The 12,579-nt window shown below is 39.5% G+C and carries 10 protein-coding genes and 1 tRNA gene; 6 read left to right on the top strand and 5 right to left on the bottom strand.

From position 1 onward, the window contains the following. Positions 1–52: 52 nt before the first annotated feature. From PN450_RS18520 to PN450_RS18530, 3 genes are all read right to left on the bottom strand, one after another. Entirely contained in the window at positions 53–2,773 is a 2,721-nt protein-coding gene (locus PN450_RS18520; protein WP_271837169.1) for a pentapeptide repeat-containing protein, read from the bottom strand. Between the two features lie 557 nt (positions 2,774–3,330). Continuing rightward, positions 3,331–3,404 (bottom strand) — tRNA-Pro (locus PN450_RS18525). Positions 3,405–3,567: 163 nt separating this feature from the next. Beyond that, entirely contained in the window at positions 3,568–4,095 is a 528-nt protein-coding gene (locus PN450_RS18530) for a GNAT family N-acetyltransferase (RefSeq protein WP_148764667.1), read from the bottom strand. 401 nt (positions 4,096–4,496) lie between these two features. On the opposite strand from PN450_RS18530, the gene PN450_RS18535 reads away from it, so the two are divergent. After that, positions 4,497–5,384: an alpha/beta fold hydrolase gene (locus PN450_RS18535; protein ID WP_271837170.1), complete on the top strand. Its 888-nt coding sequence runs from the start codon at positions 4,497–4,499 to the stop codon at positions 5,382–5,384. Between the two features lie 195 nt (positions 5,385–5,579). Here the strand turns inward: PN450_RS18535 and tsaD are convergent, their stop codons facing one another. Further along, a complete protein-coding gene (gene tsaD, locus PN450_RS18540; protein WP_271837174.1) occupies positions 5,580–6,623 on the bottom strand; it encodes a tRNA (adenosine(37)-N6)-threonylcarbamoyltransferase complex transferase subunit TsaD in 1,044 nt (347 codons plus the stop codon). Positions 6,624–6,915: 292 nt separating this feature from the next. On the opposite strand from tsaD, the gene PN450_RS18545 reads away from it, so the two are divergent. From PN450_RS18545 to PN450_RS18555, 3 genes are all read left to right on the top strand, one after another. After that, positions 6,916–7,410, top strand: coding sequence for a photosystem I reaction center subunit III PsaF (locus PN450_RS18545; protein WP_015079099.1), 495 nt, complete (start codon positions 6,916–6,918; stop codon positions 7,408–7,410). Between the two features lie 39 nt (positions 7,411–7,449). Further along, a complete protein-coding gene (psaJ, locus tag PN450_RS18550) occupies positions 7,450–7,596 on the top strand; it encodes a photosystem I reaction center subunit IX (protein ID WP_015079100.1) in 147 nt (48 codons plus the stop codon). 294 nt (positions 7,597–7,890) lie between these two features. Next, positions 7,891–8,352 (top strand): photosystem I reaction center subunit XI, encoded by a 462-nt coding sequence (locus tag PN450_RS18555; RefSeq protein ID WP_148764675.1) that lies wholly within the window; start codon positions 7,891–7,893, stop codon positions 8,350–8,352. A 362-nt stretch (positions 8,353–8,714) separates the two neighbouring features. On the opposite strand, the gene PN450_RS18560 is transcribed toward PN450_RS18555, so the two are convergent. Then, positions 8,715–11,096: a phosphoketolase family protein gene (locus tag PN450_RS18560; RefSeq protein ID WP_271837171.1), complete on the bottom strand. Its 2,382-nt coding sequence runs from the start codon at positions 11,094–11,096 to the stop codon at positions 8,715–8,717. 110 nt (positions 11,097–11,206) lie between these two features. Here PN450_RS18560 and PN450_RS18565 point away from each other — a divergent pair, with 110 nt between their 5' ends. Continuing rightward, complete coding sequence (locus PN450_RS18565; RefSeq protein ID WP_271837172.1) at positions 11,207–11,452, top strand: hypothetical protein; 246 nt, start codon at positions 11,207–11,209, stop codon at positions 11,450–11,452. Positions 11,453–11,670: 218 nt separating this feature from the next. After that, on the top strand, positions 11,671–12,579 hold a 909-nt coding region (locus PN450_RS18570), incomplete at its 3' end, for an RNA-guided endonuclease InsQ/TnpB family protein (RefSeq protein ID WP_271837173.1).

The following is a 12,579-nucleotide window of genomic DNA, read 5'->3' on the forward strand; positions in this document are numbered from 1 at the left end:
CTATTTAATTTCTGGCAATGTCTAATCAAACATTGCTGACTCTTCATTAACATCATAAAACTTCAGAATCTTGATCTACATTCTGAGTCAATGCGGTTAAATCTTTACCTTCAAGAATTGTTCCTGTAACATTCGCCCCTAGAAGATTCGCCCCTAGAAGATTCGCCCCTAGAAGATTCGCCCCTAGAAGATTCGCCCATTGAAGATTCGCCCATTGAAGATTCGCCCGTTGAAGATTCGCCCCTTCAAGATTCGCCCATTCAAGATTCGCCCCTTGAAGATTCGCCCCTTGAAGATTCGCCTTACAAAAATCTTGAGAAATGAGAATACAGTTCTGCAAATCTAAAAAACTTAAACAATTTAAACAAAATAGATCATCATAATTAACTCTTTGTCCACGCAAGCGAGAAATCAAATTACCAAAATCTGTAAAATATTCTTTTTCTTTTCCATCTACATTGTTAATAACTGAAGAATGCCATTTAATTTGGGAAACTTTCTCTGTCACCCTAGCACAAGCATTCAAAACCGCTAACAATGCTTCCTCCCCATTCCTGGCTTGACAATTTGCTTCTTGAAAAGTGCTAATTGCTAATCTTTCCATTGGCATACCATGTTTTAACATATAGCTAATCAAGTCACACATCGTCTGCTGCCATGCACCAATATCAACATTATAATTATCTTTTTGCCAACGAATTTCATCAACAATAAACTTAAAAATATACTTATCCATTGCCGTTAAACCGCAGATTTTCGCCCAATTTTCTAAAGCTTGTTTTTCGTCCCAGCCTAAATCAGAATCTTCTTGATTTTGTTGTAACTGTTGATGTATCAGCTTCAATTGCCGGACAATACCTTTAGCCGCTAAATATTCCCCAAAACTTTTATGCGTAAATTCAAAAGTCTCTTCCCGGTTTTTAACTCCATGTTGCCGAAAGTAAAAAGCAGTTAATAACCGAGTAAAACTAGCTTTTTTATCTTGATTAAAAATATTTAAAATCCGGTCTATAATCTTGCTATCACAATATTTTTCAATTTCTGACAAAGTTGTAATTCTAATATCTCCACCATGCCAAGCCGCAATGGCAATACTTTCTAAAATGCGAACAAAATCTTGTTCTTTCACTCCCTGAATTTGGGGATTGTGATTCTTTCCCCAAACTCGTTGATAAACTTTGCTAATTAAATCTGCATAAATTTCATTCAGATTGCTATTTTCTGTGAATTTAACTGTATTCTTTTCATAACTTAAAGCCACAAGATAATTCAGCAAAGGTTGAGCAGTAATTTCTCTTAAATTCCCTCTATCTAACTCATCTGGTAATTTACCATAACCACAACCCTTAGCTTTCCCATAATATTCCCACCAAATCTGCCTTTGGTCTATTTGTAATAACTTATTATCATCAATAAAATTCCTGTTTTCTATTTCTTCTTGATCTACAAAATAAGGTAAAATATGAAGAATCTGCTTAAATTTACGAAATTCACTTTCATTTCTTTGAACTACTATTTCTCGTCCACCAATTAAAGCTAATAAATGAGTTTTACTCTGATTAGATAAATCAACTAATCTTCTTACTTCACTAATAAACTTTTGGGCAACTCTTTCCGCCATTTCTCCCTGCATTGCCAACTCATCCAGCCCATCAAAAATAATCAATAATTTATCAACTTCATTTTCTCGTTTCAAAGGATTAGCTGGCAAAGGCATATCGCGCATTGATTCAATAAATTTACCAATTGCCTCAACTACATCAGCCTCTGGATTAAACAAATGCAAAGGAATAAATAAAACTGGTATTTTTCCTGTTTCTGCCAATGTCGCTGACAACATTTTCGCAAAAGAAGATTTACCGCTACCAGGACCACCACTAATCACACGCATGGCATCGGTTTTATCAGCCTTATCTAACCAAGTTTGTAGTTCATCTTGTAAATTAATCACATACCGTTTTACATTCTTCTCTACTGCTTGATATCTTCTATTAGAGACACCAAAATCATCATCATCACTTTCTATTTTCTCCTCATAAAAAGCCCGGAGAGGAACATAAACCTGTTTCAGTCCAAATGCTTCATCAAACATTCTTTCTTCTACTTGTTTTTGCAGCCATGCCGAATAACGCCGCCATGAAAGTTCCTTTTTAGCTTCTTTTTCAACAGCTTTACTAAAAGGATTATCTAATGCTGTTTGCAACTTGGCATACTTATCAGAATGTTGATCAAATTCTGAATATACAGCATACAAAAATTCATTAGGCAAGCGATTACTAATTGTTTCTGCTGGTGCTGGCTTGAGATTAAATTCTGCTTGTAGCCATTCAGAAAAAGGGGTTTTAATTTCTGCAACAACGGCAAAATTTTGGGGACATTCAAAAAAATCTTGATAAATAGGAATTTCTTCAATTTCCAATCTTTCTAAACACTGATTGAAAAGCTGTTCCAAAATTTCCCGCAGTTTATCCTCTTTGACTTCTTTCCCCTGATTTGCTTCCTGTAGTAAATCTTGATTATCTCCTATCACATTAACCATTGCCTGTGTTAAAGCCGAACAAATTAACAACCAAGCAATTTCTCCCGGTTCTTGTGCTACTCCAATAGCCGCACCAATATCAACAATATTTTCAGGCAAATTACCAATATTACCAGTAACCGCATTTGCCCCAACCTTGATTATTCCCACCCCAAAATCCCGCCAATTCACATTAATCTCTCTTTGTCCCAGCGCAACGGGTTTTTTGAGAATAATTCCAGGTCTGTTATTCATAGATATTGGTGTGTTTATCGTAATACTTAAATTTCAGGCATATAAACACCCATATTTTAACCTATAACGGTACGCACTTACACAACATAAATTACAGTGCGTTAGCTAGTAGGTTGGGTTGACGCAACGAAACCCAACATTTCCTATAATCATAATTGTCAGAATCAGGTGGTTATCGAGCGAAGTCGAGATAATATCCAGGATGTAAGGATTTACATGATTTGATTTTTTGCTAAACGCCTATAATGGCTGAAAAAGAAAATCTCTTCCTTCTCTTCTTTGCGTCTTTGCTCCTTTGCGTCTTTGCGCGAAATACATTGTCAGAATCAGGAACCGATTAAAGGATTGACAGGATTTTGTGTGAAGTCTGATTTTTTGGGATGTAAGGACTTTTGGATATTACCTGAATTATGATGTAGGAAAGATATGATAGTCCATCAAATAAAAATCCTAAAAATCATCAAAATCCTAAAAATCACAGTTTAGACAGTGGAGATATCAATTAAAAAACGCTGTGCCGCTGTATTATCGCAATTACCAATATAACCACTTACAAATCGGGATGACAGGATTCGAACCTGCGGCATCCTGCTCCCAAAGCAGGCGCGCTACCAAGCTGCGCTACATCCCGTAAAGTCACAGAAACCAAGTTCCACATAAATCAAATTATGTTTTTTTGGTTTATCCCGACTATCATATCACAAAAAAGAATAAATGCAAACCCAATAATCCAGAAAAATCAGATTTAGGGAAATATACTTAGTTCCCTAATCCCCAAACCCCAGCCACGTTTATCACTGAGGATACCAAAACATTCCTTTTATACCTTCAGGATCTGACATAAAGCCCATCGTCTTATAGAAATCTACAACATGAGGGTCAGCAAAAAGAGTGACATTACTAATTTCCTCATTCCTAAGTTTTTTGAGGACATATTTCATTAATGCCTTACCTAGACCTCTACTTTGAAAATCAGGATGAACGACTACATCCCAAATAGTGGCATTAAAAGCATGATCTGAGGTAGCACGGGCAAAACCAATCAAACGCTTTTTATTTCCTCGTACTTGCCACATAGAGGCCACGAGAAAACTATGCTCAATAGCTTTTTTTACTTTTCTCAGGGGGCGACGTGACCAGCCAACTGCATCACAGAGTTCTTCGAGTTCATAAAGGTCAATATCTCTTTCCGTACTGAAAACGATTTGATCCTTACCTACACTAGAATTACCATCAACTTCCGCTGTATGCTCATTAACAGCAGTGTTTTTATTTGCCGCTAAAGATTCAGGAGTGCTAAACCAAGTTTTCCAAAAACCCATGCCAATGCAGTTCGGGTAGTATGACTAAAATTGGTTTCCACTTTTTAAAAGTGTTGATTCACATTTAACATCACTATGATCATTGCTTGCCAATCCACTAGAAATATTCTAGGTGTTTTAGCGATTTGTAATACTCACAGCTAGTTATCAGGTGTTTCTTCCCAATCACTCTCAACTCTAGCATTTTGTTTTCACACTACTCCATAAAACTCACCCAAAGGCAAAAATTTTCCGAAATTCAAGTATCTTTCCCGCTTGAGTGACAATTTTACCCGCTGCTGCTTTTATAAACAGACAATGATGAACTGTAGTGTGAGCGTCTCGCTCACGCGGGCAAGATGCCCGCACTACCAAAAACCTGTATTGAGTCGCACCCACTATTGAGGGGACGATATTTAATTATGGCAACAATAGAAATATTAGGCGTTCCACATACTTATGAGCTAACTGCTCCCACATCATGCCCCCATACTTTAGTATTTATCCACAGTTGGCTAAATAGTAGCGTATATTGGCAACCTGTGATTTCTCGTCTATCGGTAGATTTACAGTGTTTATCTTACGATTTGCGAGGGTTTGGTGAATCACAGTCCCAGGTGACATCAGATATAGAACTGACTGCTACAGACTCTAGTATGGTTAGTTTGTCTTTGGATTCTATGTACTCTCCATCTGCTTATGCTCGGGATTTGGCTGTGCTTCTCCAACACCTGAATATTTCTAGTGCTTGGCTAATTGGTCATTCTTTGGGTGGCACTATTGCTCTATGGACAGCGACTCAATTACCTAATTGTGTTAAAGGTGTAATTTGTATTAATGCAGGCGGTGGGATTTATCTTAAAGAAGCGTTTGAGCAATTTCGTGCGGCTGGGCAAAAATTTTTACAAGTCCGTCCTCGTTGGCTTTCACAAATGCCTTTGATTGATTTGTTGTTTACTAAAGCTAGTGTATTACATCCTTTAGACCGATATTGGGCGCGTCAACGACTGATTGATTTTATTGTTGCTGATTCAGAAGCTGCTTTGGGAACTCTTTTTGACTCGACTACGGAAGCAGAAATTAACTGTTTACCCAAATTAGTCTCAAAATTAAAGCAGCCAGTCTATTTTTTAGCTGGCGCTGACGATAAGGTGATTGAACCCAAATATATCCGCCATTTAGCAAGTTTTCATTGGCTTTTCCAATCCGTTGGCGATAATGTGATTGAAATTCCTGATTGTGGACATCTAGCTATGTTAGAGCAGCCAGAAGCCGTAGCTGAACATATTCGGTCAATTGTCAGTTGTTAGTTGTTAGTAGGGGCGAAGCATTTGGAAGATAAATTATCGGTCATTGCCAAAAATAGTTCTCCAAATGCTTCGCCCGTACAGTTGTCAGTTGTCAGTTGTCATTGGTAACTGTCTTTCTTCCTTCTTCCTTCTTCTTTCTTCTTTCTTCCTCCTGAATTCCTGATAGCGAAGCGTGGCGTTAGCCATACTCCTGAATTAATTTTCGTATAACTGCATGACTTGGTTCAGTGAGAGCCGGGAATGGACTCCTAATGTGAGTGGAGAAGTTCTGCCACGTAATAGGTGTTCGACGGCTGCACAGCCAATCATGGCGGCATTGTCGGTGCAAAATTTTAGGGGGGGGAATAGAACCCGCAAGTTATGTTTACTGGCTGCTGCTTGTAAATGCTTTCTCAGCCCACTATTAGCTGCTACACCACCACCTACAGTAATGGTATCTAATCCATAGTTCCGAGCGCAGGCGATCGCTCTTTTGGTCAGCGATCGCGCTATAGTATCCTGGAAACTAGCCACTACATTGGCTATTGGTACTTCTTTACCCTCTTTCTCCAACTGCTGCACTAAACGTAATACCGCTGTCTTTAATCCGCTAAAACTACAATCGTAGGGATGATAACCCCCACCCGGTAAAGAAATTTTGCCCTCCGGTAATGCAAAGGCTTGGGGATTGCCAGTTTGTGCCAGTTTGTCAATTATTGGTCCACCGGGATAACCCAGTTTCAACAACCGCGCCACCTTGTCAAAAGCCTCACCCGCCGCATCATCACGGGTTTCTCCCAGGGTTTCGTATATACCATAATCTTTCACATAAATCAAGCTTGTATGACCGCCGGAAACGAGTAAGCTAAGAAAGGGAGGATTTAAACTTGGCTCGCTCAAGTAAGTCGCGTAAATATGACCTTCCAGGTGATGCACTCCCAAAAAAGGCAAATCATGGACAATTGCCAGGGTTTTGGCAGCCGTTAATCCTACCAGCAACGCTCCTACTAGTCCAGGCGCACAGGTGGCAGCTACCCCATCAATCTGACTCCAATCTAGATGACTAGACTCCATTGCTTGCTCTATTTCATAATTCAGGGTTTCTAAATGCTGACGTGAGGCCACCTCTGGTACTACCCCACCATATTGTTGATGAATAGAAATTTGTGAAGCAACAATACTGCTACACACTTCACGATTCTTAATAATTGCAACAGCAGTTTCATCACAACTGGTTTCAATGGCTAGAACGGTTGTCATAGAATGGGTAATGGGTAATTGGTAATTGGTAATTGGTAATTGGTAATTGGTAATTGGTAATTGGTAGTTGGCAATATACATTCTCTCATATCTCCCCCTGCCCCCTGCCCCTCTGCTTCCTACCCTGCTTCCCTATCTTTTGATTGAGAAGCTTTAACTTTTGTTGACTTAAACTTTACTCAGTTCCCAGCCAAGAGTATGATAACTTCCTAGTTATCTAAAATAAAGACTGTACAAGCCGCTTCGTTTTGTACAAGAAACTTCTCGTTTTGTAATAAAAGGAAACAACTCCATGAGACGATTGTTTGCTTTGCTTTTGGTGATGACTCTTTGGTTCAATTTTGCTCCTGAAGCTAATGCACTAGGCGCAAACCTTGTTCCTTGTAAAGACTCTCCCGCCTTTCAAGAGCTAGCACTAAATGCCCGCAACACCACCACTGACCCCGAATCTGGCAAAAAGCGGTTTGAACGTTATTCTCAGGCGCTCTGTGGCCCTGAAGGTTATCCTCACTTGATTGTAGATGGCAGTCTTGATCATGCTGGTGATTTTTTAATCCCTAGTATTCTCTTCCTCTACATTGCTGGTTGGATTGGTTGGGTAGGCCGTGCTTATCTCCAAGCAATCAAAACAGGATCAGATGCGGAGCAAAAAGAAATCCAAATTGATTTGGGTATTGCTCTACCTATCATCACCTCCGGTTTTGCTTGGCCCGCAGCAGCAATCAAGGAATTGCTCTCCGGCGAATTAACCGCGAAGGATTCAGAAATTACCGTTTCGCCACGTTAATTCATTTGTTTTCAATCACTCATTCTGGAGACTAAATTCATGGCTGAAAAAGGTAACGAAACCAACTACTTGATTACATTCATTTCCACTGCTCCCGTTGCAGCAACTATCTGGTTGACAATCACAGCCGGGATTTTGATTGAATTTAATCGCTTCTTCCCTGACCTCCTTTTCCACCCCCTATAGGTTGAAAATCCGGTTTACAAAAGCTAAGTAAATTAGCTTATGCTTGTAGATTGTCTCATTGAGTTATCAAACCTAGTTAGGTGAAAATATCACTCAAATTAGCAATCTTCACTAATGTATGAAACTCGTCATGTTGTCCACTGTTTCCGGGTTTCATACTTTTCTAAATGAGAAAGTGGCAAAATTAATTTTTATGAAAAATGCCATCTTTCTCATTTAAAAGCGAGCAAACAACATGACTCAACCAGTAAGCTCATCAAAAACCCACCTAGTGATCCAAGGAATCGAAAAGTTATGGCAGCAGTAGCACGTGATCCACAAAAAGGCGATCTAGAAACCCCCATCAATTCCGCTCCCTTGGTGAAGTGGTTTATTAGCAACTTACCAGCTTATCGCCCCGGTCTAAATCCTTTTAGACGCGGTTTGGAAGTCGGTATGGCTCATGGTTATTTACTATTTGGACCTTTCCATAGATTAGGTCCTTTACGCAATGCCCCCAATGCTACCTTAGCTGGTTTGTTGGGTAGTATTGGATTGGTTGTAATTTTGACAGCTTGCCTATCCCTATATGCTAACAGCAACCCTGGTAAAGCTCTTGCTAGTATTGCTGTACCCAATCCTCCTGTTGATGCTTTTAACTCTAAGGAAAGTTGGAATAATTTCACCAGTGCTTTCTTGATTGGTGGTATCGGTGGCGCAGTAGTCGCTTTCTTCTTAACCAGTAATTCTGGATTAATCCAAGGTTTATTGGGTTAATTTAATTCTTGATAATGGGTAATAGTTGCTAATTTGGGCTATTACCTATTGTCGAGAGAAGTAAGTAGGTTGGCGTTGAAAATTGTCGTTATGGCAAGGCAAAAGGCAAGAGGCAAGAGTGAAGAGGGTTTGGGCGATTTTACGTTTCTTTACACAGTTTGGTTTTATTGTGTTCACCTACTTATATTAGAAAATAGATAATTATAATTTTACAAAAAACTAATTATAAAATACTAAATTATTCAGAGAAATAGGGACAACTTTTGCAGCATCAATAGAAAAATAAATTGTTTATTGTTATCTCATGTGTAGGGGTTTAGCAGTGCTAAACCCTTACCTATAAAATCAGCTTAACTCAATTATTAATATGGCCAAGTCCAATCGCGGATTTCTGGCATATCTTCACCGTGTTTCTGAATATATTGCTTATGTTCAATCAACTTATCTTGCAATTTTTGTTTTACATAAGCTGCTTGAGAACCTAATTTTGGTACACGGTCAATCACATCCATAACTAAATGGAATCTATCTAAATCATTCATTACCACCATATCAAAAGGTGTGGTTGTTGTTCCTTCTTCTTTATAACCACGCACATGAATATTCTGATGATTTGTATGCCGATAGGTGAGACGATGAATTAACCAAGGATAACCATGAAATGCAAAGATGATTGGTTTATCAGTTGTGAAAATAGTATCAAAATCCTTACTATTTAAACCGTGAGGATGTTCACTTTTTGGCTGTAGAGTCATCAAATCCACAACATTAACAACTCGCACTTTTAAATCTGGGAAATTTTGCCGTAAAATATCCACAGCCGCTAAAGTTTCCAAAGTTGGAACATCTCCAGCACAAGCCATAACTACATCGGTTTCACTGTCTTGATCATTACTAGCCCATTCCCAAATTCCTAAACCTTTAGTACAATGTTTAATTGCAGAATCCATGTCTAAATATTGTAATGCAGGTTGTTTACCAGCCACAATCACATTGACATAATTACGACTTCTTAAACAATGGTCGGTTACTGATAGCAAAGTATTAGCATCAGGTGGCAGATAAACACGAATGATTTCGGATTTTTTGTTAATTACATGATCAATAAAACCAGGATCTTGGTGAGAAAACCCGTTATGATCCTGTCGCCAAACATGAGAAGTGAGAAGATAATTTAAAGATGCAATTGGTCTTCTCCAAGTAATATGCCGAGTTGTTTTCAACCATTTGGCGTGTTGGTTGAACATGGAATCAATGATGTGAATAAAAGCTTCATAACAGGAGAAGAAACCATGACGACCTGTTAACAAATATCCTTCTAACCATCCTTGACAATTGGTTTCGCTGAGGATTTCCATAACTCGACCGTCCGGTGATAAATGGTCATCTTCCGGGAGAGTTTCCGCATCCCAAGCGCGGTTTGTCACTTCAAATAAAGGATCTAAACGATTTGAGGCGGTTTCGTCAGGTCCAAAAACGCGGAAGTTACGGCTTTCTTCGTTGAGTTTCATAATGTCACGGAGAAACTTGCCAGTAACTTTGGTAGCTTCAGCGTTAACTGTTCCTGGTTTAAATACTTCTACAGCATAGTTGCTAAAATCAGGCATTTTCAAGTCACGCAGCAAAATTCCGCCGTTAGCGTGGGGGTTGTCTCCCATGCGACGCTGACCTTTGGGGGCTAGTTCTGCAAGTTCGGGAATCAGTTGACCGTTGGTGTCAAAAAGTTCTTCGGGTTTGTAACTCTTTAGCCAATCTTCTAGCAATTGCAGATGTTCCGGTTTACCAGCTATATCACTAAAAGGGACTTGGTGCGATCGCCAATAACCCTCTGTTTTCTTCCCGTCCACTTCCTTGGGTCCAGTCCAACCTTTGGGAGTGCGTAAAACAATCATTGGCCATTGCGGTCGTGCTTGGAAACCATGTACCCGCGCTTCTCTTTGGATACTTTGAATTTCAGGAATGATTGTATCTAATACTGCCGCCATTTTTTGGTGAACTTCCGCCGGGTCAGAACCTTCCACAAAGTAAGGTTTATAGCCATAGCCGATAAATAGGCTTTCCAATTCCCCATGGGGTATCCGTGCTAATACTGTGGGATTGGCAATTTTGTATCCATTCAAATGCAGAATTGGTAAAACTGCACCATCAGTAACAGGGTTGATAAATTTGTTAGAATGCCAGCTAGTTGCTAGGGGTCCAGTTTCCGCTTCTCCGTCACCCACAACCGCCGCAACTATCAAATCAGGGTTATCAAATACTGCACCGTAAGCATGAACTAAAGCATAGCCTAATTCTCCCCCCTCATGGATAGAACCAGGGGTTTCTGGGGCGACGTGACTGGGAATACCACCAGGGAAGGAGAATTGCTTAAATAGTTTTTGCATTCCCTCTTCATCTTGGGAGATGTTGGGGTAATATTCGCTATATGTTCCTTCTAAGTAGGTATTGGCAACAATTCCGGGTCCACCATGTCCAGGACCAGCTACGTAAATTGCGTTGAGGTCGTATTTTTTAATAACTCGGTTGAAGTGGGCGTAAATCAAGTTTAGCCCTGGGGTAGTTCCCCAATGTCCTAATAGTCGAGGTTTGACGTGTTCTTGTTGGAGTGGTTCTCTCAAAAGAGGGTTGTCGAGGAGGTATATTTGTCCAACAGAGAGATAATTGGCTGCACGCCAATAGCCGTTAATTTTTTGTAATTCTGTGTCTGTTAAAGGTTTTGTCTGTGAAATGCTGGTAATAGTCATTTAAAACTCCAGTCCAAAGTATTCGCACCAATCAGTTTTATAAGGAGAATGCCGAAAACCCTTGAAGGCGTGTCCGACTCAGCAGGACACACCTGTGCAACAGTTGCGGGATGAAGGCTAATTGCAGGATAAATCTTGCACTGACATTTTGTATATATTGTATAATAAACGATTTACAAAAAGGTAGGGGCGAAGCATTCGCTTATAAAAATTATGCGACCAACCGACAACTCAACAGCGCGAATGCTTCGCCCGTACAGCAACGGATTGAACACGCTAAGAAAATAGCGCGTAACGTATGCAGGTCTAATGTCAATGTAACTGTGATGATTTGTTTGGGGGTAGAAACAGCTTGATAATTTCTACCCATAACTAGCCTTATGTTACTGTTTGTCCAAGTCTTCAATAAGTTGATCAACAAATTCCCTCAACCGTTGTTGCCAACACCTTAAATTGCAAGGGTGATTTATCGTAGGCTACTTGATTTTGTGGTTTAAATTTAATCCGAGGCATTGCCAAATCCTAATATATCTGATATACTAGACATCATAGCCCAACATTGAAGGTCGAATCAATGCTTTTATCATTCAAAACTGCACTAATTCCAAATAACCGACAGATTACAGCTTTTCGCAAGGCTTCTGGAGTCGCTAGACACGCTTACAACTGGGCAAATGCTCAAATCATAGATATTTTAGCTACTCGCAAAGAAGGCGAAAAACTTAAATTACCATCAGCGATTGACTTGCATAAAAAGTTAGTCGCCGAGGTTAAATCTGAACACGCTTGGTATTACGAAGTTAACAAAAATGTCCCACAAAAGGCGTTAACTGACTTACGCCAAGCATGGGATAGGTGTTTTTCCAAAACATCGAAACAACCCCGATTCAATAAAAAAGGACAGCACGATTCTTTTTATTTGGAGTCAGGAACTAAGGCGAAACCAGCAATTAAAAATGATAGTAAAAGAATTAAATTACCGTCAATTGGCTGGGTACGTTTAGCAGAACCTTTACCGATTACAGTAACTCATAATTGCGTGATTTCTAGACAGGCTGATAAATGGTTTATTTCTGTTAAATACGAAGTTGAAAAACCTCCTATACTTGCAGACAGACCGACCATCGGCGTTGACGTAGGAATAAAGGAGTTAGCAGTTTGCAGTAATGGTGAAATATTCAAAAACCCCAAAGCCTACCGCCGGATGAGTAAACGCATGAAACGTTTACAGCGTAGCGTTAGCAGAAAACTAAAGGGGTCTAATAATCGCAAAAAAGCTGTGAGAAAATTGGCTAAATTACACGCCAAAGTTTCTAATATTCGCAAGGATTCTATTCACAAATTAACCTACTATCTAGCTAAAAACCACAGCATAATTAAGATAGAAGATTTGCACGTTAAGGCATTTTTGAAGAACCACAAATTAGCAGGTGCAATTGCAGATTGTGGGATGTATGAATTTCAAAGGCAATTAGAGTACAAA

The sequence above is a fragment of the Dolichospermum lemmermannii CS-548 genome, assembly GCF_028330815.1.
Taxonomy (GTDB): domain Bacteria; phylum Cyanobacteriota; class Cyanobacteriia; order Cyanobacteriales; family Nostocaceae; genus Dolichospermum; species Dolichospermum lemmermannii.

Bases quoted from the DNA above. Each gene is read 5' to 3' on its own strand.
- PN450_RS18560 (WP_271837171.1), bottom strand. From the start codon at position 11,096: ATGACTATTACCAGCATTTCACAGACAAAACCTTTAACAGACACAGAA.
- PN450_RS18555 (WP_148764675.1), top strand. From the start codon at position 7,891: ATGGCAGCAGTAGCACGTGATCCACAAAAAGGCGATCTAGAAACCCCC.
- PN450_RS18530 (WP_148764667.1), bottom strand. From the start codon at position 4,095: ATGGGTTTTTGGAAAACTTGGTTTAGCACTCCTGAATCTTTAGCGGCA.
- PN450_RS18545 (WP_015079099.1), top strand. From the start codon at position 6,916: ATGAGACGATTGTTTGCTTTGCTTTTGGTGATGACTCTTTGGTTCAAT.
- PN450_RS18520 (WP_271837169.1), bottom strand. From the start codon at position 2,773: ATGAATAACAGACCTGGAATTATTCTCAAAAAACCCGTTGCGCTGGGA.
- PN450_RS18565 (WP_271837172.1), top strand. From the start codon at position 11,207: ATGAAGGCTAATTGCAGGATAAATCTTGCACTGACATTTTGTATATAT.
- psaJ (WP_015079100.1), top strand. From the start codon at position 7,450: ATGGCTGAAAAAGGTAACGAAACCAACTACTTGATTACATTCATTTCC.
- PN450_RS18535 (WP_271837170.1), top strand. From the start codon at position 4,497: ATGGCAACAATAGAAATATTAGGCGTTCCACATACTTATGAGCTAACT.
- tsaD (WP_271837174.1), bottom strand. From the start codon at position 6,623: ATGACAACCGTTCTAGCCATTGAAACCAGTTGTGATGAAACTGCTGTT.